This is a genomic window from Corynebacterium sp. KPL1824, from assembly GCF_000478095.1.
GTDB classification, from domain to species: Bacteria; Actinomycetota; Actinomycetes; order Mycobacteriales; family Mycobacteriaceae; genus Corynebacterium; species Corynebacterium accolens.
In genome coordinates, this window is the sequence record NZ_KI515749.1 from 1,059,314 (window position 1) to 1,081,832 (window position 22,519).

Below are 22,519 nucleotides of genomic sequence, written 5' to 3' on the forward strand. Positions count from 1 at the left end.
AGTCATGTCTCGCTTAAGTCCTCTCAACTGGCCGGTGGTGCGCCAGCTGCGTAGCGGCGATCCCTTTGGCAGGGATATCAATACGCAATCAACCAAGAGTAAGGAAAAGCACGGGCGCACGGTGGAAGCTGACCGCGTGGTGCAATCCGTGTGCCCATATTGCGCGGTAGGTTGTGCCCAGCGCGTATACGTTAAAGATGACCGGGTCATCCAGATTGAGGGCGATCCGGATTCGCCGATTTCGCGCGGGCGTTTGTGCCCCAAGGGCTCGGCATCGGAGCAGTTGGTCAACTCCGCAACGCGTTTGACCAAGATTAAGTACCGCGCACCGCACTCCACCGAGTGGCAGGAGCTGGATGAAGACACCGCGATGGACATGATCGCGGATCGTTTCTTGGAAGCGCGCCGGAAGGGCTGGCAAGACACCGATGACTCGGGGCGGACTTTGAACCGCACGATGGGTATCGCTGGCCTTGGTGGCGCGACCTTGGATAATGAGGAAAACTACCTCATTAAGAAGCTTTTTACCGCTGCCGGTGCGGTGCAGCTCGAAAACCAGGCGCGCATATGACACTCCGCCACAGTTCCTAGTTTAGGAACTTCGTTTGGCCGCGGCGGCGCAACCCAACCGCTGCAGGATATGGCGAATGCTGATTGCCTCGTTATCGAGGGTTCGAATATGGCCGAGTGCCACCCGGTGGGATTCCAGTGGGTCGTAGAAGCCAAAAAGCGCGGCGCCCGCATTATCCACGTGGATCCGCGGTATACGCGTACCTCTGCGTTCTCTAACCGCCACATTGGCATTCGCGGCGGTACCGATGTGGTGCTGCTGGGCGCGGTTATCAACTACATGCTCCAGAATGAGCTGTACTTCCGCGATTATGTCGTCGCATATACCAATGCGCCGATGATCATCTCGGAGGACTACCAGGACACCGAGGAACTGGACGGACTGTTTTCTGGATATGACCCAGAAACCGGTACGTACGTGACCGATTCGTGGCAGTACGTGCAAAAGCCGGAAGGTTCCTCCTGGAATGTCGAGCGCGATGACACTCTGGAGCACCCGAATTCGGTCTTCCAGATTCTCAAGCGCCACTATGCGCGCTATACCCCTGAGCTGGTAGAAGAAACCTGCGGCATCGCGCAGGAAGACTTCTACTACCTGGCGGATTCCATTGCGCAGAATTCTGATCCGGAACACACCACGTGTTTCGCCTATGCGTTGGGCTTTACCCAGCACACCTTGGGCGCGCAGTTCATCCGTACCGCTGCCATTTTGCAGCTTTTGATGGGCAATGTGGGCCGCCCGGGCTCCGGAATCATGGCCCTGCGCGGGCATGCCTCCATTCAGGGTTCCACCGATATCCCGACCCTTTTCCACTCCCTGCCTGGCTACCTGCCCATGCCGAGCGTGGAAAAGCAGACGTGGCCGGAATTTGTGGATGAGATCCGGGATGAGTCCCAAAAGGGCTTCTGGCAGATTGGCGAGAATTACGCCGTGTCCTTGATGAAGTCCTACTGGGGAGATGCGGCTACCAAGGAAAATAACTGGGGCTATGACCTCATGCCGCGCATTTCCGGCGCGCATTCTACCTATGAAACCCTGCAGGCCATGCTCAATGGTCAGGTGGATGGCTACTTCGTATTCGGCCAAAACCCGGCGGTGGCGCAGTCCAATGGTGGCATGCAGCGCCGCGGTTTGGCATCGCTGAAGTGGCTGGTCGTACGCGATTTCCAGGAAATCGAAACCGCTTCGTTCTGGAAGGACGCGCCGGAGATTAAAAACGGCGAGCTGAAGACCGAAGACATCGAAACCGAGGTCTTCCTAATGCCCGCAGCCACCCACGTGGAAAAGGCCGGTACCTTTACTCAGACCCAACGTATGCTGCAGTGGCGCTTCCAAGCGGCACCGCCGCCAGGCGATGCCAAGAGCGATCTGTGGTTCTTCTACCAGCTGGGTAAGAAGCTGAAGGAACGCCTGCGCGATTCCACCGATCCGCGCGATCTCCCGCTCCAGAAGGTGACGTGGGATTACGTGGAAAATGAGGAAGGAGAGCCGAATTCCGAGGACGTCCTCAAAGAGATCAACGGCTACTACCTGGATGGGCCCAAGAAGGGCGAGCTTTTGCCCACCTTCGTGGAGATGAAGAATGACGGCACGACCTCCGGCGGCTGCTGGATCTACACCGGCGTGTACAAGGATGGCGTCAACCAGTCCGCACGCAAGGTCCCGGGCTCGGAGCAGAACGAGGTCGCACCCGAGTGGGGCTGGGTCTGGCCTGCTAACCGCCGCATTTTGTACAACCGCGCTTCGGCGAAGCCGGATGGCACCCCGTGGTCCGAGCGCAAGAAGTACGTGTGGTGGGACGAGGCCCAGGGCAAGTGGGTAGGCGATGACGTCCCTGACTTCCCGGTGACTAAGTCGCCGGAGTACAAGGCTGCTGCCGATGCCGTCGGTCCAGACGCCCTCGATGGCACGGACGCCTTCATCATGCAGGCGGACGGTCGCGGTTGGCTCTTTGCGCCTTCCGGGCTTTCCGATGGCCCCCTGCCCACCCACTATGAGCCGCAGGAGTCCCCGGTGACCAACGTGCTGTATAAGCAGCAGCAATCACCGACGCGCTTGACCATCAAGCGCCCGGATAACCTGCAGCGCCCAGAACCGGGCATGCCCGGTGCGGAAGTGTTCCCGTTCGTATTTTCTACCTATCGCCTTACGGAGATGTACACTTCGGGTGCGATGTCGCGCCGCCTGCCCTATCTGGCGGAGCTGCAGCCGGGCCTATTCTGCGAGGTGGATAAGGACTTGGCCGCAAAGCGTGGCTTGGAAAATGGCGAGTGGGCGACGATTATCTCGCCGCGTGGCGTGATTGAGGCGCAGGTCTTGGTCACCGATCGCATGCAGATGCTGAAGATCAATGGGGAAGAATTCCACCAGATTGGCCTGCCCTTCCACTACGGCGAGTCCGAGACCACCGCCGTGGCCGGTGACGGCGCCAACGACCTCTTGGGCCTGACCCTCGAGCCGAATGTGTTTATTCAGAACTCAAAGATTGGTGCCTGCGATATCCAACCGGGCCGCCGGCCAAGGGGAGAAGGCCGCTTGAAGCTGCTCAAGCAGTATCAGGAGCGGGCGCAGTTGAGCGTGGATTCCGGCAATGATTTGTTGTCGGTCCCTGACTCGTTTACCTATAACCCCGAGCCCGAAAAGCATGGCCAGCCTGGGGCGGAAAGTAGTGACGGCGAGACGGCAAGTAAAGGCGAAGAAGGTAAGTAAATGACTAATCTACTGACCGAGGACGCGGGCCGGCACGGCTATGATTCCTACCGCCGCATGGCCTTTTTCACCGATACGTCCGTGTGCATCGGCTGCAAGGCCTGCGAGGTGGCGTGCAAGGAATGGAACCGCAACCCGGTAGAGGGATATGACGTCACCGGTGATTCCTATGACAACACCGGTGCCTTGGGCGCTAATACGTGGCGGCATGTGGCCTTTGTGGAACAAAACAACGACCGCATTGAGAAGGCGCGCGAAGAGGGAAAACAGCTTATTTCCCTGGGCATGCCCACCATCGGTGGAAAGCCTGACGAGGTCGATACCACTCCGCCGGATACGGATACGTTCCGGTGGTTGATGTCCTCGGACGTCTGCAAGCACTGCACGCATGCAGGGTGTTTGGATGTCTGCCCCACAGGCGCGCTCTTCCGCACCGAGTTTGGCACCGTGGTCGTCCAAGATGATGTGTGTAATGGCTGCGGAACCTGCGTGGCGGGGTGCCCCTTCGGCGTCATCGAACGCCGCGATGACGGCGGGGTGTCGTTGAAATACGATAAGACCGCGACGGTGGATTATCAGGATAATTCGCATGCCGGCATCAACGTGCTCAAGAAGCTCAAGCAGCGCAAACCCCAAGGCACGGATCACACGCCGGGCGAGGCGATGCCGATTAAGAATGTGGGCGTCGCCCAGAAGTGCACCATGTGCTATGACCGCCTGAAACAGGGCGAGCAGCCGGCGTGTTCCAAGACCTGTCCTACGGATTCCATCCAGTTCGGTACCTATGAGGACATGCTGGCCGCGGCGAAGGATCGCGTGCGCGTCCTGCACGAACAGGGCATAACGGAGGCGCGGCTCTATGGCGCCAATGATAACGATGGCGTGGGCGGAACCGGCTCTATCTTCTTATTGCTAGATTCGCCAGAGGTCTATGGCCTGCCGCCGGATCCGCGCGTGCCTACCGCGGATTTGCCGAGCATGTATAAAACCGCGGCCAAGGCCATCGGCGGGATGGCGCTGGCCGTGGCGGGTTCCTTTTTGATTGGAGGGCGCAAATGAGCGGTTTTGATGAGTACCGGCCACCGCAGCCGGAGCGGCCGAATCGCTACCGCAACTTCGATGGGCCGAAGCGCAAGAAGAAGCGCAAGCGCCCGGGTGCGGGTGCGCAGGATGGCTCCAAAGAGGAGCGGATGGCAGAAGACTTCGAGTTTTCTTCCTATTACGGCAGGCCCGTGGTTAAGGCCCCGCCGTGGGAGTGGCCCATCGGTGGGTATTTCTTCTTGGGCGGTATTGCCGGCGGTTCGGGTCTTCTCGCCACCGGTGCACAGGCGGCGGGCAATGCGCCATTGCGCCGGACCACGCGGGTAGCGGCTTTTGGCGCGGCGGCCGCTGGATCGGTCTTTTTGATTTTGGATTTGGGCCGGCCGGAGCGCGCGTTGAATATGTTCCGCGTCTTCAAGGTGACCTCGCCGATGTCTCTCGGATCGTGGTTACTCGCGGGCTTTTCCACCGCGGCGGCCATTCCTGCCGTGATAGAGATAGATGACGCGACCAAGCGGAAGCTGCCGCTGCCGAAGTGGCTGCGCGCGAGCCTAGGCAAGGCCGCGACTCCGGCCGGGGTGATAACCGGCGTGCTCGGTGGCCCGTTGGCCGGATATACGGCGGTATTGCTGTCTAATACGTCCAACCCGGTGTGGAATGACATGAAGCGGCACTTGCCCTATGTCTTTGTATCCTCTGCCTCGGCAGCGGCCTCCGGCCTGGCGATGGTGACCACTCCGGTAAAGCACGCCGGGCCCGCCCGCGCCTTGGGCATGGCAGCTGCGGCCAGCGATATCGCGGCGACGAAGGTGCTAGAAAGCAATATGGAGCCGGAGCCGCGCGAGGAATTGCATCACGGCACGCCGGGAAAGCTCATGCGCGCCTCGGAATACTTGATTGCCGCTGGCGGCGTGGGCAGCGCGGTGGCGGCGGCGACGAAGTCCCGCGCCGTATCCGTGGCTTCGGGGCTAGCCTTACTGGCCGGATCTGCGTGCACGCGCTTTGGCGTGCTCAACGCTGGCTTGGAGGCGGTGAAGAACCCGGTCACCACGATGGGGCCGCAAAAACGCCGTGCGGAGCGGCGCCGGCGCGAGCAAGGGCTTGCCACCGACGTGCTCAGCGCAGGCTAGCGAGGGCTAGCTAGTTTAGTCGAGGTTGGCAAAGGAATCGGCGAGCTCTTCGCCGATCTCCTGCATGCGCGATTGCTCCGCCTCCAAGGACTCGGAATCGCGGTGGAGATAGTAGTTCACCGCAGCGTCATGCACCGTGGTCACGCAGGTGGTTGAGACGGCATCCTCGACCTCCCAGGCCGAGCAATAAAAATGCCGGTCCGCGGCGGTGAAATCGAACGGCTTGTACTCATTTCCCGCGCGGCCTTGGGCGGCATTTTGCTTGTCGATGTCCTCATTGACCAGCTCCAAGTAGCGCTCCGCCGCCGCATCTGGGTCATCGGGGCATACGGCCTCATTATCGGATTCGTATTTCGTGCCCAGCACGCTAATCTTTTCCGGCGAATCGCCGCCGTAGAGCACGGAGAAGGAGTCATCCTCATCGCTGGTGGAATCGGGATCCTGGTTAGCGCCGATCAGGGTGTCTGGCAGGGAAGTACGCAGCTCCGATAATTCGATGGGCGAGCAGCCGCGGTTGGTGGTCCCGTCGGCGCAGGCGACAAGGCTCGCACCGAGGGCGAGGGTGACAAGGGGCAGGCTAAAAAGGCGGTGGTTCATCTTAGGAAATGGTGATGTAGGAATCGTCAGAAAGCGGTGTCGTGCGACCAATAACGGGGTAGCCCGGGACCTCGCCGATGATGAGGAGGCCGCCGGAGGTTTGGGCATCGGCAAGCAGCACTAGCTCTTCCTCCGTAAGGGAGGAGGGCTGCAGGTGCGGGCGCACCCAATCCAGGTTGCGGCGCGAACCGCCCGGGATAAAGCCTTCCGCGAGGGCATCGGTGGCGCCGTCCACGGTGGGGACCGCGGAAAAGTCCAGCTCAGCCGATACGCCAGAGGCGCGGCACATCTTGTACAGGTGGCCCAATAACCCGAAGCCGGTGACATCGGTGGCCGCGCGCGCACCTGCGGCGACCGCATCCTGGGCGGCCTGGCGGTTGAGCGCGGTCATGGAATCGATGGCGGCCTGGGATACCTCGCCGGTGGCCTTGTGTTTATTATTCAAAATGCCCACGCCGATGGGCTTGGTCAGCGTAATGGGCAGGCCGGCCTCCGCGGCATCGTTGCGCATGAGTTTTTCGGGATCAACGATGCCCGTCGCCGCCATGCCGTACAAGGGCTCCAGGGCGGTAATGGAGTGGCCGCCGGTAATGGAAATGCCTGCCTCGGTGGCCTTATCCATGCCGCCGCGCAGCACCTCGCGCAGGACGTCCAGACCGAGCTTCTCATTGGGCCAGCCCACGAGGTTGATGGCGGTAATGGGGGTGCCACCCATGGCGTAGACATCAGATAGCGCATTGGCCGCGGCAATCTGGCCCCAGGTATAGGGATCATTGACCATGGGGGTGAAAAAGTCCGCGGTAGAAATCACGGCGACGCCGTTGTCGATCTTGACCGCTGCGGCATCATCGCCATCGTCGAGGCCGACCAAGACATTGGGATCGGCCTTGCCGATGAGCCCTTCTACCGCCGATTCCAATTGCCCGGCGGGAATCTTGCAGGCGCAGCCGCCACCTGCGGCGAAAGAGGTTAAATTAATCTGCTCCATCATGTTGGTCATTTTACCCGCCGGAAGTGGTGGGGCGGCGGCGGTGGGGTGCGCGCGGGATCTGTAAAGTAGCCAGGCGGAGGCGTACGTGTCCTGGTGGGCGCCCCGGTCTTCAAAACCGGTGAGGCCGAGCATCTCGGTCTGGCAGGTTCGATTCCTGTCCGTCTCCGCCAAAAGCGCGCAAGGAGGAAAACGAGTGCCGAGTCATAACGCTGGTCGCCCCGCGAATAATGCCCGTGATCCCCGCCGGAATTTACCCCGCATGGATGAGCTATTGCGGCTCCCCGCGGTAGAGCGCGCACGGGAGATATTCGCTGAACACGCCATCCGCGCCACGATTAGGGCCGTGCTCTCTGCCGCCCGCCGCGGGGACGTGCCCGTTGCCAGCGTGGAGGAAGAAATAGCGCTAAGGCTGGCTGACCACAGCACCCATTCCTTGCAGCCGGTCATCAATGCCACCGGCGTCATCATCCATACAAACTTGGGCCGCGCCCCGCTGCCTGCGGCCGCGATCGACGCGCTGCAGGACGCGGCCGGATATACCGACGTGGAAATGGACTTAGACACCGGGCGGCGCTCGTCCCGGCGCGGTGCCGGTGCCACCCAGGCCCTATTGGCGGCGTGCCCCGGCGCGGAGGATGCGCTGGTGGTCAATAACGGTGCGGCGGCCTTATTGCTGGCCACGGCCGCGCTGGCCCCGGGCAAGGAGGTCATCATCTCGCGCGGCGAGCTCATTGAAATTGGCGCGGGGTTTCGCCTGCCGGAACTTATTGAATCCACCGCGACGCGGCTGCGCGAGGTGGGTGCGACCAACCGGACGCACCTGCACGATTATGAAGCCGCGCTGGGGGAGGAGACCGGCGCGATTTTGAAGGTGCACCCGTCCAATTTTCGGATTGAGGGGTTTAGCTCCTCGGTGGGTGTGGGTGAGCTGGCGCAGCTGGCGAAGAAACAAGGCACGAACCTTATTGTGGATCTCGGCTCGGGCTTGCTTACCCACGATCCGGTGCTGCCAGATGAGCCCGATATTCACGCGCAGCTGAAAGCCGGGGCGGATATTGTCATCGCCTCGGGCGATAAGCTTTTGGGCGGGCCGCAGGCCGGCATCTTATTGGGCACTAAGGACGCGATTGCGGCGGTGAAAAAGCACCCGCTGGCGCGGGCGGTGCGCATAGATAAGCTGCGGCTCAATGCCTTAGAGGCAGCGATCACGACGCCTGCCAATGCGGTGAATCAGGCCCTCCACCTTGACCCGGCGCGCCACCGCGCGCGCACCGAGGCCATCGCCGCGGCGGTGGGTGGCGAGGTTGTTGAGCATGCTGGCCGCGTGGGCGGGGGAGGAGCCCCCGAGTACCCGCTGCCCGGCGTAGCGGTATCCCTGCCGGAGGAACTTGCGCCAAAGCTACGCCAGCACACCCTGCCGGTGGTGGCGCGCCAGCACCAAGGCCGCTGCCTCATTGATGTGCGCTGCGTACCCGAGTCCCAGGACGAGGTGCTCATCGCGGCCATTCGGGCGGTGATGTAGGTGTATGTTATCGCGACCGCCGGACACGTGGATCACGGCAAGTCCAGCCTGGTGCGCGCCCTCACAGACATGGATCCGGATAGGTGGGCCGAGGAAAAACGCCGCGGGCTGACCATTGACTTAGGCTTTGTCTGGACGGCGCTGCCCTCCGGCGCGGACGTGGCGTTTGTGGATGTTCCCGGCCACGAAAAGTTCTTTGGCAATATGCTCGCCGGGGTGGGCCCGGCCTCCGTGGTGCTTTTCGTGGTTGCCGCGGACGAGGGCTGGCAGGCCCAATCCACCGACCATCGCGACGCGCTGCACGCGCTGGGCATCGAGCACGGCATCATCGCCTTGACCCGCAGCGACCGCGCCGATGATAAGCGCCGCGCGGAGGTCACCGCCCAGGTGTGCATGCAGTTTTCTGCCACCCCGCTTGCCGATGCCCCCATCATCCCCGTCTCCTCCCACACCGGCGAGGGCCTGGCGGAACTGGGCGCGGCGCTCGATGACTTGGTGGCCCGCGTGCCCGCACCCGACACAGACGCCCCGGTGCGGCTGTGGATCGATCGCACTTTTAGCGTCAAGGGCGCGGGAACCGTGGTGACCGGGACGCTGAGTGCTGGCACGCTGCGCACCGGCGATGCCCTGGTGCTTTCCACCGCGGCAGGGGACAAGCGGGTGGAGATTCGCGGCTTGCATAGCGAAAATACCGCGCAGGAATCCTTGGGCCCCGTAACACGTGCCGCGGTCAACCTGCGCGGGGTCGATGCCGCCGATATCCACCGCGGTGATCTGCTGCTTACCCCAGGTGCGTGGCGCGGTGTCGATATCGTGGACGTCCACCGCACTTTTGGCACCGCGCTTGATGAACTACCCGATAACCTCGTGGTCCACTGCGGTACCGCCGGGATAGAAGCGCACCTGCGGCCGTTGTCAGCGGATTTTGCCCGCCTGCGCCTATCGCGCGCTATGCCGCTGGTCATCCTGGATCGCCTAGTCGTCCGCAGCCCCGGCGGCCGACATGTTAGCGCCGGCGTGGAGGTCATCGACGTGCGCCCGCCGGAGCTAGACCGCCGCGGTGCCGCCCGCAAGCGGGCTAACGCACTGGCTGAATTAAGCTCCTTCCGCAATCCTTCCTCCTACCTGCAGCGCGTGGGCTATGCCCGGCGTGCGGACTTGGAACTCGATGGTTATGACACCGACGCCACGCCGCCGGGCATCATTAACTTTCACCAGTGGTGGATTGCTGCCCGCCAGGTAACGCGCTGGAAAGAAGCTCTGACTACCGCGCTGCAGGAACACGCTGCGGCCAACCCGCTCGCACCAGGCATGCCGCGCAAGGCGGCACTCGATGCCTTGGGCCTTAAGGAAGAGGGGCTGCTGCGCCTAGCGGTGGTCGCCGCCCATGCGGAGGAATCCGAAGGGCTTATCCGCCTGCCCGGCCACAGCGTGGATCTCGGCGCCGCCGAGCCCGCCGTGGCCGGATTGGAGAGCAGGCTAGAAAAGGAACCTTTTGCCGCACCAGAGGCGCACGAACTTAAAGAGCTGGGGCTGAGCGAAAAAGAACTGGCCGCCGCCGAGCGCGCTGGGCGCCTGCTACGTCTGAAAGATGGCATCATCCTCCTGCCGGACGCCCCAGACAAGGCACGGGAGCACCTCTCACAACTCGAACAGCCCTTTACCTTGTCCGCCGCGCGCCAAGTGCTGGGGACCACCCGCCGGGTGGCTATCCCACTGCTGGAATACCTCGATGCCCAAGGCATTACCCGCCGCGGCGAGGGTGGCAAGCGCACACTGCGCTAAGCACAAGCGGGCGCCTTATTTGCGGTGGTTTCCGCCGCGCGGGCGGGACTGTTCGCGCGCCACGCGCCGGGCGCGCACGCGGGCGGATTCGGAAGAAAAGCGGCCCGGTTCCTCCGCGACGGGAAGTGCGCGCCAGCTCAGGTTCTGTGAGCCCGGCATGGACGAGACCAAGTCGGCCAAGCCGCTGCTAGCGGGCGGTGCCGCAGCCTGGTCGCCCTCGTGGGCACGAGGCGTGGTCGGGGCAGCGTCGTTCTCTGGAGCAGCGCTGGGCATTGCGGGCGACGCTTCGGCCGAGCTCAGATCCTTGTTGGCACTCGGGCTGACTGGGCACCGGAAGCCGGCGGGAAGATCGCCTGCAATGTCGGCGGACTCCAGCGCGAACTCCCACCCCTCGGGCTGGGCTGGGGTGGTAGGGCGGGATGTGGTGGTGCTGGGAAGCGCGGTGCGGCCAGACGGCACCCGCAGGGGTGGTACCGCCGGGGAGAATAATTCGGTATCTGTGGCATCCTCTGCGGGGGTATCGACCGCGATCATCCCGCCGCCGCTATAGGCACGGGCTGCCAACACAGTACCGGCTTCTTGTGCCGCCGCATACGCTGCGCGCAGACCCGGTAGCTGGCTCAACACGCCGCACGGACCGACCACAGTATCGCCACACGAGGCCACGACGGCGTCATCGATGATCTTGAGCGTGACAAAGAATTGCTGCGTTTCAAGTTGAGATAGCTGCGACTCGGTCAGGTCGCCCGCCGCAGTATCAACGACCGCGCCGTGACCGCCGGCGAGCAACGCCGATTCGGCCGGTTGGTCATTGACCGGTAGCAGCCACGGCCACAGCCCGAGGGAGACGGCGACCTCGAGTTCACCGTCAATGATGTCGACCGTGGCTACCGTCTGCGGGGTGGCCTGCGAGGCCTTCAACCGGTGTAGGTCCGGGTATTCGGCTGCCTCTACCTCATCGAGGAACCCGATGAAACCAAATTCCGAACGCACCCGCCAGCCGTTGGAGTAGGTATCGGGCTCTAAGGAGACATCGATAAGAGCAGGCTGGCTACCCACGCCAGGAATGCTCAGCACCGTGCCGGAGATGACATGTTCCAGGATGGCGACGTGTTCGACGCCGAAGTAGCTGGTCGCAAGCGGGTAGGGCACCATAGGAAAAGTAACTCCAAAGCTTTAAAGCGGGGCGTAACGTACGGATCTCATTTTACGCATGTGGGGGTAAAACAGCGCTTAGTCGGTGGTTTTAGCCAATGTTCGTTAACGTATTAATGATCCCCTCAAGTTGAAAAGTGCATAAAGAAATAGGAGTAGGGCTTTGTCGTCTAATTCATCGCCCCGGCCCGATAACGGAACCACCAGTGGGCTGGAAAACGTTAATAATACGGAAGAAAGCCAAAAGCGCGTGCGCGGCGCCAAGCGCATCCTGCACGACATCATCTACCCGCACAATATTCACCCCGCCTTGGTCCCTGGCGTATCCATTGAGGACCAAAAGGTTAAATACAGCGTGGATAAGACCATCTTGAGCGTTGTCGGTGGGCTCGTCATCGCCTTCGTGGTGTGGGGAGTGCTCGCCCCCGAACAGGTTTTTAATACCTCCTCTACGGCCCTGGACTGGGTTATGCGCAACCTAGGCTGGATCTTTACGGCGCTGGCCACCTTCCTGATGTTCCTGCTGTTGATCCTGGCCTTTTCCAAGTACGGGAAAATCCCACTCGGCGTGGATGGCGAAAAGCCGGAGTTTTCCACGATCAGTTGGGCCGCCATGCTCTTTGGCGCGGGCATCGGCATCGGGCTTATTTTCTTCGGCCCCTACGAACCGCTTACGCATTATCTCTCGCCGCGCCCTGGTGCCTATGAGGCCGCCAGCGATGAAGCGGTGCTCGGCGCGCTGGCCCAATCGGCCATGCACTGGGGCCTTAATGCGTGGGCTATCTATGCCATCGTCGGGCTGTGCGTGGCCTACGTGTCCTTCCGCCGCGGGCGCGTACCCCTGATGAGCTCTATCTTGATGCCGCTTTTTGGCAACCGTCCACCGATTCCACACCGGCGCGCATTATCGATGGCCTGGCTATCATCGCCACCCTCTTTGGTACCGCGGCTACTTTGGGCATTGGCGCGCTGCAGATCGGCCGCGGCGTGGAAATCGTCAGTGGCTGGTCCACCGCCGGCAATACCGCGGCGTTGGTCATCATCATTGTGCTGTCCATCGGCACCATCTTTTCCGCCGTGTCTGGTGTGGCTAAGGGCGTGCGGTGGCTATCCAATATCAACCTGGCATTGGCGCTAGGCATCGCCATCTTCTTCTTCGTCATCGGACCGACTGCCTTGCTGGCCAATATGATGCCCGCAGTCATCATCGAGTACCTCGATAACACCCCTGAAATGTTGTCCGCCAACATGGGCGAAGGCGAAGATATGGTCTCCTTCCTATCCTCGTGGACCACGTTCTACTGGGCGTGGTGGGTATCCTGGTCGCCGTTTGTCGGCGTATTCGTGGCCAAGATTTCCCGCGGTCGCACCATCCGCCAATTCGTCCTTGGCGTGCTGTTTATTCCTTCTGCCATCATCATCGCCGCATTCACCATCTTGGGCGGCACCACCATTTGGCTGCAGCGCCGCGATGGCGATATCGCCCCCGATGGCACCATCGATTCCATGCCGGCGGCCGAAGACATCTTCTTCAACGTCTTGGACCATTTCCCCGGATCCAATTGGATGGCCCCACTGGTCATCGTCATGCTCGTGGTATTTTTCATCACCACTGCGGACTCAGCCTCGCTGGTCAATTCCCAGCTCACCCAGCGCGGCAACCCACAGCCGAAGCCCTTGGTCACCGTCTTTTGGGTGATCTGCATGGCGGGCATCGCCGTGGTTATTCTCATCTCCGGCGGCAAGAACGCGCTGCAAGGCCTGCAAAACCTCATCACCATTACGGCGCTTCCCTTTGCCGTCATCATCGTGTTGATGTGCATTGCCCTGATTAGGGAACTGCGCCACGATCCGGCCTCCATCCGCCACTATTACGAGCACCAGGCCGTGTCCAATGCGGTCATCCACGGCGTGCGCGAATACGGCGATAACTTTGCCCTGTCGATCGAGCCCACTGCGGGAGACTCCGATTACGCCACCGGCGGCGAATTTGATTCCACCGCCGCAGAGGTCACTGAGTGGTACGCGCGCACCGATGAGGAGGGCCATGCTATCGGTTACAACTACGAAGCCGGCCGCTACGTGGATGATGATCCTTCGGTGGCCGATGGCGAGTTCGTCTCTGGCTCCACCGATGACGATGCACAGACTCCGCCTGCTCATTAAGGCTCGATAAGTTTAGTTAGGTACAGTCACAGACCATGACCTTGTCCACGTTCGCCTTCGCCTTTGGATTGGTCCTGCTCTCGGGCCTGTCCACCTCCATCGGCGGGGCGCTGGCGGTGGGAAAGCGCCAGCCAGGGCCCGCATTTATGGCCGCGGCCCTGGGCCTTTCGGCGGGTGTGATGCTCTATGTTTCCTTCATGGAAATCCTGCCGGAAGGCATAGAGCAGCTTGGCGATGCCCTCGGGGGCGAAAAGCCTGGCACCTGGGCCGCGGTAGGGGCCTTCTTTGCCGGTATTGCGGTCATCGCGATTATTGACCGGATGGTGCCAGAAGAAATTAACCCGCACGAACCGGGCACGACGGAAGAAGACGCCCGCCGGGGCAGGTTGATGAAGACGGGCGTATTTACCGCAGTAGCGCTGGGCTTACACAATTTCCCGGAGGGCTTTGCCACCTTCTTATCCGGCCTGGAGTCCAAGGAGATTGCGGTGCCGGTGGCCGTGGCGATTGCCATTCACAATATCCCGGAAGGCATCGCCGTCGCAGTGCCGCTGCGGGAGGCGACCGGCTCGCGCAAGAAGGCCTTCTGGTGGGCCACGCTTTCCGGACTGGCTGAACCACTCGGCGCGCTCATCGGTTTTGGCCTGCTCATGCCGGTATTGGGGCCGGCCACCATGGGCATTAGCTTTGCCGCCGTGGCAGGAATCATGGTGTTTATTTCCCTCGATGAGCTGCTTCCCACCGCGGAAGAAACTGGTGAACACCACTACGCCATCTACGGCCTCATCGCCGGTATGGCCATTATGGCTGTATCGCTCATGCTGTTTATGTAATTCTTAGTGTTGCGCTGCCGAGGTGGCAGACGGCGAGCCGGTTGAGGCCTTGACGGCTATGACGATGCTGGCGATGACAAGGCCGAGGATGAGCCCGCACACCATGGACAGGCCGGTTTCGGCCAGCCAGCTCAGCGCGTCATTGTGGATATGTTCAGTGGCGGCCTCGATAAACCCGTGCGGCTGGTCCACCCCGAATTCATGCAGGCCCGTGGTGACGATATGCCCGCCTACCCACAACATGGCGGCGGTGCCGATGATGCCGATGATGTCCAACACGATGGGCATGCCCTTGACCAAGGCATTGCCGAGAAGGGAGTTGCCATCGCGGCGCTGGGTTAAGGCTAGGCCGATGTCGTCCATCTTGACCAGCAGTCCCACGGCACCGTAGACGCCTAGGGTCAAGATTATGCCGACGGCGATGAGCGCGCCGAGGCGCAGCCAGAAGGGCTGATCGATGACCTCATTTAAGGAAATCACCATGATTTCAGCAGACAGGATGAGATCGGTGGTGATGGCGGATTTCACCAGGCTATCTTCGGCCTCGGGGCCCTTGTGCTGGACGGTATCGGTGGCATCGCTTGGGGAGGAGTGGAAGAAGGAGAGGATCTTTTCCGCGCCTTCGAAACACAAATAGGTACCGCCGCACATCAAGATGGGTGTCAGCGCCCACGGCGCGATCCAGGACAGGATCATCGCAATAGGCAAGATGATGACGAGCTTATTGATGAGCGAGCCCTTGGTGATACGCCAGATCATCGGCAGCTCACGCTGCGGTTTGATGCCCTCGACGTATTGCGGGGTTACTGCGGCATCATCGACGACGACGCCGATGGCCTTCATGGAGGTCTTGCCGCCTAGGGCGGCCACATCGTCGACGCTGGAGGCGGCGGCGCGGGCGATTAAGGAGACATCGTCAAGCAGGGCGAAAAGGCCACCGGCCATGGCTTATCCTTCGGGGGCTAAAGTTACGTTGTCTGACCAAGACAAGTCTATGCCGTGGTGGGCAAGCCAGGCCATTGCATCGTCGCCGTGGCGGGTAATTCCCTCGACCGCGTTCAGGGTGGTATCGATGGCGAGCTCGGCGTCCTCGGCGGAAATGAGGCCCGCAGACGTCGCCGCGGAGAGCTCGTCGATGTCGAGGACGGTGATGGGCTCGCCGGTGGTGGTCACCAGGTCAACGTAGAGATCGCGGGTGGTCCACTCGTTGCCGTGGCGCTGGATTTCGGCGACGTCGATATAAAAGTCCTGCTCTACCTCAACGCCGGGGCGGAAGTGGAAGATATTCGCGCGCAGGTTGAGGCTTGGCAGGAGCCAGGATTCGAGGTAGCCAAAGCGCGGGTGATCGGCGCCGCGGGCCATGTACAGGCCGAACTCGGTTTCGGTGTAGGTATCGACTTGGCGGAGGTAACCCTTGGGATCGGTATTGGTAAAATCCGCGGTATTAAAGGTCTCGCGCTTGACTGGGTGGAGATCAACGGCCATTACTTCACCTCCAGGAAGGCGGCGGTGGGGGCGAAATCGCAGCGCGCCTCGGTGGTATTAACGGAACCGGAAAGCAGCGCGATGACCAGGCCCTTGCCCGTGTGCGCGGTGCCGGAGAGCGTCGTGGGCCCATCCTGGTTGATGCCGTTATTGTGCAGCGGGGTAATACCGCTTTGCAGGGTATTGATATTGAACCACTGCACGTGCATGCCGCCTTGATCCGGTGCTGCCGGTGGGGTGCCCAGGGCGGTAAAGAGGAAGGCGGTCTCGCCCTCGCCGGCACCGGGGGCGGGAATCTCCGTGGGGCCGGGGACCGCGATGGCAGAGCCGGTGGCGGCGTTGGTGCCGCCGATGCAGTGCGCGGAGACGGTGGGCCAGTAGAACTGCCGGAAGTGCGGGTTATCGCCCTGTGGTAAGGCGACGCCGCCATCGCCGTCGCCGTTGCCGGCAAAGAAGGCCAGGCCTGACAGGATTGCATTGCGGGCCTCTTCGGGGATCCACGGCTGTGCGGCAAAGGCGCGCACGCGGTCCTGGGTCTCCGGGGTGGGGCGGCCGAGCTCATCTAAGGGGCTGGCGGGCAAGTGCTGCTGGGCCAGTGAGGAGAGGTCCGGGGCGAAGGCCTGCGCGGGCGCAACCAGGGGAGAGGCAAGGCCAATTAGTGCGGCGGTGGCAGCGGCGATATAGCCGGTGCGCCCGCTTAGGCGCCAAGAGGTTCGGGCGTGGCTCACGGTATCAGGTCCTTGTTATCTCGCGGAGGGAAAGCAATACAGCCCCATTAATCACATCAGTAACAATAATAACTCTAGTAACGATAGTGATCCGCTGGGAAGTGTCAAGTACTAGGTCGTTTCGAGCGCGCGAGACGTTACGGGGTGGCATAGGTCGCGTCTTGGCTCCCCGATGCTGCACTATGCCCTGTTAGGGGGTATCGTAGGACGTCGTTCAAGAACATTTCTCGCGCACCAGCGCTTGTAGATCCTCCGAAGGAGAACCCAACTAGTGAGTAATACCGAGTTCCGTAATGTTGCCATTGTCGCGCACGTTGACCATGGCAAGACCACGTTGGTCAACGGCATGCTGGAGCAGTCCGGCGCCTTTGGCGAACACGGTGAGCACACGGACCGCGTCATGGACTCCAACGATCAGGAGCGCGAGCGCGGCATTACCATTTTGGCCAAGAACACGGCCATCCGCCGCCAGGGTCTGGGTAAGGACGGCGCAGACCTCATCATCAACGTCATCGACACCCCGGGCCACGCCGACTTCGGCGGCGAGGTCGAGCGCGGCATTTCCATGGTGGACGGAGTCGTGCTGCTTGTCGATGCCTCTGAGGGTCCCCTCCCACAGACCCGCTTCGTCCTGACCAAGGCGCTCGAGGCCAAGCTGCCGGTTATCGTCTGCGTGAACAAGACCGACCGCCCCGATGCCCGCATCGACGAGGTTGTTACCGAGTCTCAGGACCTGCTGCTGGAAATCGCCGCCGGCCTCGAGGATGAGGAGGCCGCAGCCGCCGCCGAAGAGCTGCTAGATCTCCCGGTCCTGTACGCCTCTGGCCGCGCCGGCGTTGCCTCCACCGAGAACCCGGGCGATGGCAACGTCCCCGATAGCGAGGACCTGCAGGCGCTTTTCGATGTCATCTACAACGTCCTGCCCGAGCCTTCCGCTACCGTCGATGCCCCGCTGCAGGCGCACGTGACCAACCTGGACGCCTCCGACTTCCTCGGCCGTATCGCGCTGCTGCGTATCTACGCCGGCCGCATCAAGAAGGGCCAGCAGGTGGCTTGGATCCACTACGACGATGAGGGCAACCAGCACACCAAGACCGTCAAGGTCGCCGAGCTGCTGCGCACCGTCGGCTTCGAGCGCCAGCCGGCCGAAGAGGCCATCGCCGGCGATATCGTCGCCATCTCTGGTATCTCCGATGTCATGATTGGTGACACCATCGCCGATCCAGAAAACCCCGAGGCCCTGCCGCGCATCACCGTTGATGAGCCGGCCATCTCCATGACCATCGGCGTCAACACCTCGCCGATGGCAGGCCGCGGCGGCGGCACCAAGCTGACCGCCCGCATGGTCAAGGCCCGCTTGGAGCAGGAGCTTATCGGTAACGTCTCCCTGCGCGTGCTGCCCACCGAGCGCCCCGATACCTGGGAGGTTCAGGGCCGCGGCGAGATGGCTCTGTCCGTGCTCATCGAGTCCATGCGTCGCGAGGGCTTCGAGCTGACCATCGGTAAGCCGCAGGTTGTGACCCAGCAGATCGATGGCAAGACCTACGAGCCTTATGAGATCCTCACCATCGACTCCCCGTCGGAGCACCAGGGTGCCATCACCCAGCTGCTGGCCTCCCGCAAGGGCCAGATGCAGTCCATGGACGTGCGCGAGGGTGACTGGGTGCGCATGATCTTCCGCGTTCCCGCCCGCGGCCTTATCGGTTTCCGCACCCAGTTCATGACCGAGACCCGCGGTGCCGGCATCGCCAACTCCATTTCCGATGGCCTCGATGTCTGGGCCGGCGAGATCAAGTCCCGCGCCACCGGCTCCTTGGTGGCTGACCGCACCGGCCAGATCACCCAGTACGCACTGATGCAGCTGGCTGACCGCGGCAACTTCTTCGTCGAGCCAGGCGCCGAGGCCTACGAAGGCATGGTGGTAGGTGCCAATAACCGCGATGAGGATATTGACATCAACATCACTAAGGAAAAGAAGCTGACCAATATGCGCTCTGCCACCGCAGACGCCACGGTCACCCTGGCCAAGGCCCACACGCTCTCTCTGGAAGAGGCGCTGGAATTCTGTGGCAACGACGAGTGCGTCGAGGTCGCCCCAGACGTGCTGCGCGTGCGCAAGCTGGAGCTTTCCGCCACCGACCGCAAGCGCGCCGCTTCCCGCGCTAAGCAGATGAAGAAGTAACCTGCCGACCTAAGTAGTGCCGGCGGTTGATACCGCAACCGCCGCGATAATCGCCGTCGTCTCCTGCAAAATGGTTTTTACCGCAGAGGCGGCGGCATCGTCGTATTCCACCTGTTGTTTTAATTCTTTGATGCGGTTGCGCATCTCCCGGCGTTTCATTTCGGGCGCATCCTCCTTGAGCAGGGGATAGGCCCCATTAATTTCGCGGAGAATATCCAAGATAATCACGTCCTTGGCGCTTGGGTTTTGGGTGCCGTCAAGTACCGCCGCGAGCCTCTCGCGCACTTCATTTTCTAGCGCCGTGTCCGTCATGATGTAGCGGTCGCCGCCCAGCTGCCACCATGCGGAATCCTCAATTTCCAATTGGCCGCGGTCCTGAAAATCCTGGGCAATCTTCTCGCGCGGGGAGAACCACCGCGCCTGCAGCAGAGTCTTGACCGAGCTGGTCCGGTGCTCGTGCAGGCTATCCCACGCCCAGGCAAGCACCGGGTGTTCCGGCTTTTTATCCGTGGCGTGCACCTTATTCTTCGGCGCAATATATACCGCCTCCTGCAGGAGCAAATCGGTGAAAAGGCCGGCGCGCAGGGCGGTCTCATTATTGGACAGTACTTCCTTTTTACCGTTGTCCTTTGTAAGCAGGAGGAACATTTCTTGGCAGATAAGCATGGTGGGGCGATCCCTTCAACAGTGATTTTGTCCGAGTTTAGCGCGCAGAATCTTCGTGTGGCGGGAAGAAGGTATTAAAGTAGTCCGCGATGAAAAATAGTCTTAAGGCCCGTGCACTGGCTGCCACTGCCGCCATCGGCCTCGCGTTTGTCAGCGGGTGTTCGGCCAATCCTGGCCCACCACCGGTGGTAGAAGACTCGGACGAACAGGAATCTACCGCCCAGGAAACGGAATCCTCCACGACCACGACGGATAACGAGCCGCCGCGCGCGGAGGAAGGAAAGTCGCGGCCTACCATTTCCATCGGCGTCGATCCCCTGCGCGCCGGCCTTAACCCACACCTGGTGGCCAATAACTCTGAGCTCGTGGATCAAATCGCCGAGCTTGTTTTGCCGTCGACGTTCCACTGGGGGCGCATGGATTCAGACGTCTTAGAATCCGCCGCGGAGGTCACCGCGCCGGAGGGCGTGGCCCAGCGGGTGCGCTACGTCATTGCCACTCCCGCGCAGTGGTCCGATGGCACCCCGATTTCCGGGGCGGATTTCAACTACCTGTGGAAGAAGATGACCACTACTGCTGGGGTCAAGGACCCGGCGGGCTACCGCGCGATTTCCGCGGTGACCACCTCCGATGGCGGGCGCGTGGTCACGGTGGATTTTGCAGAGCGGGTTAAAGATTGGAAGCAGCTATTCAACCAGCTCTTGCCCTCGCACCTGCTGCAGAATTCCGATTTCGATTCGGCGCTGGCCAATGACATCCCCGCCTCCGCCGGTCGCTTCTCGGTCGATAGCGTGGACCGCAGCCGCGGGGTCATCACCCTCAACCGCAATGACCGCTTCTGGGGTGCCGATCCCGCCCACATCGACGTCGTCCAGCTGCGCGAGGTGCGCGATAGCACCCAGGCGCTCAATATGCTGCGCTCCGGCCAGATTGGCTTCGCGGACTTCACCCCGGATCAAACCTCGCAGGAAGCGCTCGGCTTGCTGGGGCACGTGAGCGACAAGACGGTTACCCGGCCGCGCCAGCTGCGCTTGCACATGTCCACCGAGCAGGGTGCCCTGGAGGACGCCGCCGCGCGACGCGGTCTGGCCTCGCTTATCGATACCGGGCAGGTCGCCCGTCTCGCCACCGGCCGCGCCTCCAACCTGAAGGCCGGGCATAACCCGGTCTCCGGCGAGGCGAACCTGACGGCCCTGCGCGAGCGCGCCAGCAAGAAGCCCATCCGCTTCGCCGTCGATCCGACCAGCCCCACGGCTTTGGCTGCGGCGAATACGCTTTACGATATCCTCGAGGCCCACGGCATCCCTGCCGAGGTCACCACCGATAGGCTCACCACCATTACCTCTAAGCTGCTGCCGGAAGCCAAGGTGGATGCGGTCGTGACCTGGGAGGATATCACCTTAACCTCGCTGTCGGCCGCGAACATCTTCAATTGCGCCGAAGACGAACCGCTCGCAGGCGATCTCTCCGGGTTCTGCCCCGACAACGCCGCCGCAACGCGCATGGACATCCTTTCTGGAAAGATAAGCCCTTCGACCGCGCTGGGGCGAATCCGCGAGATCAACGCCCAGGACGTGTTATACGTCCCGCTCTTAGATGAAACGCGTGTGCACGCGCTGGGGGAGGGTATTGTAGGCCCCGGCCAAAGTATTGATGATTGGGATAAAGGTCTGGTCACCGCGCCGGTTTGGAGGATAGATGAGGACTAAGGACTTGGTGGGCTACCGCGTTGTAGCGGTACACGCACACCCCGATGATGAAACGCTTTTTACCGGCGGCACCCTTGCCACCCTGGCCGCGCGCGGGGCACAGGTCACGGTCATCACCCTTACCCTTGGCGAGGACGGCGAGGTCATCGGCGCGCCCTATCAAGGTCTTGCCGAGCACCATCAGCTCGGCGGCTTCCGCGCCCGCGAATTGGCCTGCGCCCTCACTGCCTTAGGCGTAGAGGGCATGCAGCTGGGTGGATTCGGCCACTTCCACGATTCTGGCATGGTGGGATCTCCCTCTCACGACAACCCCCGCGCGCTGGTCAATCGCCTGGATGAGGCGGCAGATTTGCTCCGCGCGGAATTAGAGGTGCTCCAGCCGCACGCCATCTTGACCTATGGGCCGGATGGCGGCTATAACCACCCGGACCACGTGGCGGTGCATAGGGTGGTGGAAAAGGCGGCATCGGCAAGCACGCGCATTTGGTGGGCGATCTTTGACCGCGCCGCCAATTACGCCGGCCTGGACACGCTCGACGCGCCCGCGGGCTGGCGCAAACCCGATGCCGCGTACCTGGATAATTTCACCACCGCCGGCGCGGATCTAGCCTTCGCGCTTGACGATGCCGCCCTGCACGCCAAACGCGCCGCCATGCGCGCCCACGCCACCCAAATCTGGCTGGCCGATGGCACCACCACCGCCACCAACCCCGAGGCCGCCGTGGCCGCCGTCCACGACCCCGCCGCGGTGCCAGGGGCCTACTGCCTGTCCAATAGATTGCTCATGCCGTTGCTGCGTGCCGAATACTTCCAACTCGGCAGGGGCGAGCCCACACGCGACCTCCTAGGGGATCTGTAATGCGCACTGATTTTAGCCGCGGCGAGCAGGTTACCGGGCTTATCTGGCTCTCCCTCGGCGCCCTGCTATCGCTATTTCTGGAGGTCATTTACCTCACCGCCCGGATTCCGCTGGCTGATGGCGCGAGCATCGCGTTTCCCATCACCATCCTCATCGCTGCCGCATTCAATGTGGTGTTAACCCGCACCGCGCGGCTGTGGAGTGATAGTACTTACATCGCAGCCATCCCGCTCATCGTCTGGGGCCTGGGCTTTTTCGGGCTTATGCTGCTGGTTCCGATTACTGGCGATGTCATAGTGGGCAATAATATTCTCAGCTTGCTCCTGCTTTTGGCTGGGATTGGCGGCGGCGTTTGGCCTTTCCTAAAGCAGAAGTGACATACTATATTTC

17 protein-coding genes, 1 tRNA gene and 1 pseudogene are annotated in these 22,519 nt (G+C 61.9%); 12 read left to right on the forward strand and 7 right to left on the reverse strand.

Translation table 11 applies throughout. From position 1 onward, the window contains the following. The first annotated feature begins 4 nt into the window (after nt 1-4). The 3 genes from fdnG to nrfD are packed head-to-tail and all read left to right on the forward strand — an operon-like array spanning nt 5 to nt 5,451. Nucleotides 5-3,280, forward strand: coding sequence for a formate dehydrogenase-N subunit alpha (fdnG, locus tag HMPREF1267_RS04955; protein ID WP_232215107.1), 3,276 nt, complete (start codon nt 5-7; stop codon nt 3,278-3,280). Beyond that, nucleotides 3,281-4,339 (forward strand): 4Fe-4S dicluster domain-containing protein, encoded by a 1,059-nt coding sequence (locus HMPREF1267_RS04960; RefSeq protein ID WP_005280072.1) that lies wholly within the window; start codon nt 3,281-3,283, stop codon nt 4,337-4,339. Continuing rightward, the gene (gene nrfD / locus HMPREF1267_RS04965) at nt 4,336-5,451 is read left to right on the forward strand and encodes an NrfD/PsrC family molybdoenzyme membrane anchor subunit (protein WP_023028602.1); all 1,116 of its coding nucleotides are present in this window, start codon (nt 4,336-4,338) and stop codon (nt 5,449-5,451) included. Before HMPREF1267_RS04960 ends, nrfD begins: the two co-directional genes overlap by 4 nt. A gap of 15 nt (nt 5,452-5,466) precedes the next feature. On the opposite strand, the gene HMPREF1267_RS04970 is transcribed toward nrfD, so the two are convergent. Together HMPREF1267_RS04970 and selD are read right to left on the reverse strand one after the other, a co-directional pair. Then, complete coding sequence (locus tag HMPREF1267_RS04970) at nt 5,467-6,048, reverse strand: hypothetical protein (protein WP_023028603.1); 582 nt, start codon at nt 6,046-6,048, stop codon at nt 5,467-5,469. Nucleotide 6,049: 1 nt separating this feature from the next. After that, nucleotides 6,050-7,036: a selenide, water dikinase SelD gene (gene selD / locus HMPREF1267_RS04975; protein ID WP_034667035.1), complete on the reverse strand. Its 987-nt coding sequence runs from the start codon at nt 7,034-7,036 to the stop codon at nt 6,050-6,052. Nucleotides 7,037-7,114: 78 nt separating this feature from the next. On the opposite strand from selD, the gene HMPREF1267_RS04980 reads away from it, so the two are divergent. From HMPREF1267_RS04980 to selB, 3 genes are all read left to right on the forward strand, one after another. Beyond that, nucleotides 7,115-7,209: transfer RNA gene (locus HMPREF1267_RS04980), tRNA-Sec, on the forward strand. Nucleotides 7,210-7,232: 23 nt separating this feature from the next. Next, nucleotides 7,233-8,561 carry an L-seryl-tRNA(Sec) selenium transferase gene (gene selA, locus HMPREF1267_RS04985; protein WP_023028605.1) on the forward strand — a complete coding sequence of 443 codons (1,329 nt, stop codon included), beginning with the start codon at nt 7,233-7,235 and terminating at the stop codon, nt 8,559-8,561. Then, complete coding sequence (selB, locus tag HMPREF1267_RS04990; RefSeq protein ID WP_023028606.1) at nt 8,562-10,346, forward strand: selenocysteine-specific translation elongation factor; 1,785 nt, start codon at nt 8,562-8,564, stop codon at nt 10,344-10,346. It begins immediately after the preceding gene. A gap of 15 nt (nt 10,347-10,361) precedes the next feature. Here the strand turns inward: selB and HMPREF1267_RS04995 are convergent, their stop codons facing one another. Next, the gene (locus tag HMPREF1267_RS04995; RefSeq protein WP_023028607.1) at nt 10,362-11,501 is read right to left on the reverse strand and encodes a hypothetical protein; all 1,140 of its coding nucleotides are present in this window, start codon (nt 11,499-11,501) and stop codon (nt 10,362-10,364) included. A 250-nt stretch (nt 11,502-11,751) separates the two neighbouring features. Here HMPREF1267_RS04995 and HMPREF1267_RS05000 point away from each other — a divergent pair. Both HMPREF1267_RS05000 and zupT read left to right on the forward strand, forming a co-directional pair. Continuing rightward, a pseudogene (locus tag HMPREF1267_RS05000) lies at nt 11,752-13,667 on the forward strand (BCCT family transporter). A gap of 35 nt (nt 13,668-13,702) precedes the next feature. Next, complete coding sequence (zupT, locus tag HMPREF1267_RS05005; RefSeq protein ID WP_023028610.1) at nt 13,703-14,500, forward strand: zinc transporter ZupT; 798 nt, start codon at nt 13,703-13,705, stop codon at nt 14,498-14,500. 3 nt (nt 14,501-14,503) lie between these two features. Here zupT and HMPREF1267_RS05010 read toward each other — a convergent pair whose 3' ends face one another. From HMPREF1267_RS05010 to HMPREF1267_RS05020, 3 genes are read right to left on the reverse strand one after another with little or no spacing between them, the layout of a single operon-like run. Continuing rightward, nucleotides 14,504-15,445 carry a DUF808 domain-containing protein gene (locus tag HMPREF1267_RS05010; RefSeq protein WP_023028611.1) on the reverse strand — a complete coding sequence of 314 codons (942 nt, stop codon included), beginning with the start codon at nt 15,443-15,445 and terminating at the stop codon, nt 14,504-14,506. 3 nt (nt 15,446-15,448) lie between these two features. Beyond that, nucleotides 15,449-15,985 (reverse strand): DUF402 domain-containing protein, encoded by a 537-nt coding sequence (locus tag HMPREF1267_RS05015; protein ID WP_023028612.1) that lies wholly within the window; start codon nt 15,983-15,985, stop codon nt 15,449-15,451. Next, on the reverse strand, nt 15,985-16,713 hold the full coding sequence (locus tag HMPREF1267_RS05020; RefSeq protein WP_023017719.1) for a hypothetical protein: 729 nt from the start codon (nt 16,711-16,713) through the stop codon (nt 15,985-15,987). Before HMPREF1267_RS05020 ends, HMPREF1267_RS05015 begins: the two co-directional genes overlap by 1 nt. 271 nt (nt 16,714-16,984) lie before the next feature. On the opposite strand from HMPREF1267_RS05020, the gene typA reads away from it, so the two are divergent. After that, nucleotides 16,985-18,895 (forward strand): translational GTPase TypA, encoded by a 1,911-nt coding sequence (gene typA, locus HMPREF1267_RS05025; RefSeq protein ID WP_005280085.1) that lies wholly within the window; start codon nt 16,985-16,987, stop codon nt 18,893-18,895. Between the two features lie 9 nt (nt 18,896-18,904). Here the strand turns inward: typA and HMPREF1267_RS05030 are convergent, their stop codons facing one another. Then, nucleotides 18,905-19,561 carry a GPP34 family phosphoprotein gene (locus HMPREF1267_RS05030; protein WP_023028613.1) on the reverse strand — a complete coding sequence of 219 codons (657 nt, stop codon included), beginning with the start codon at nt 19,559-19,561 and terminating at the stop codon, nt 18,905-18,907. Between the two features lie 89 nt (nt 19,562-19,650). Here HMPREF1267_RS05030 and HMPREF1267_RS05035 point away from each other — a divergent pair, with 89 nt between their 5' ends. Genes HMPREF1267_RS05035 through HMPREF1267_RS05045 form a run of 3 tightly spaced genes read left to right on the forward strand, consistent with a single transcriptional unit; the run spans nt 19,651 to nt 22,506 of the window. Further along, nucleotides 19,651-21,270, forward strand: a complete 1,620-nt coding sequence (locus HMPREF1267_RS05035) for an ABC transporter family substrate-binding protein (protein WP_023028614.1) — start codon at nt 19,651-19,653, stop codon at nt 21,268-21,270. Then, a complete protein-coding gene (locus HMPREF1267_RS05040; RefSeq protein WP_023028615.1) occupies nt 21,260-22,129 on the forward strand; it encodes a PIG-L family deacetylase in 870 nt (289 codons plus the stop codon). Before HMPREF1267_RS05035 ends, HMPREF1267_RS05040 begins: the two co-directional genes overlap by 11 nt. Continuing rightward, on the forward strand, nt 22,129-22,506 hold the full coding sequence (locus HMPREF1267_RS05045; RefSeq protein WP_005280091.1) for a hypothetical protein: 378 nt from the start codon (nt 22,129-22,131) through the stop codon (nt 22,504-22,506). Before HMPREF1267_RS05040 ends, HMPREF1267_RS05045 begins: the two co-directional genes overlap by 1 nt. Nucleotides 22,507-22,519 lie beyond the last annotated feature (13 nt).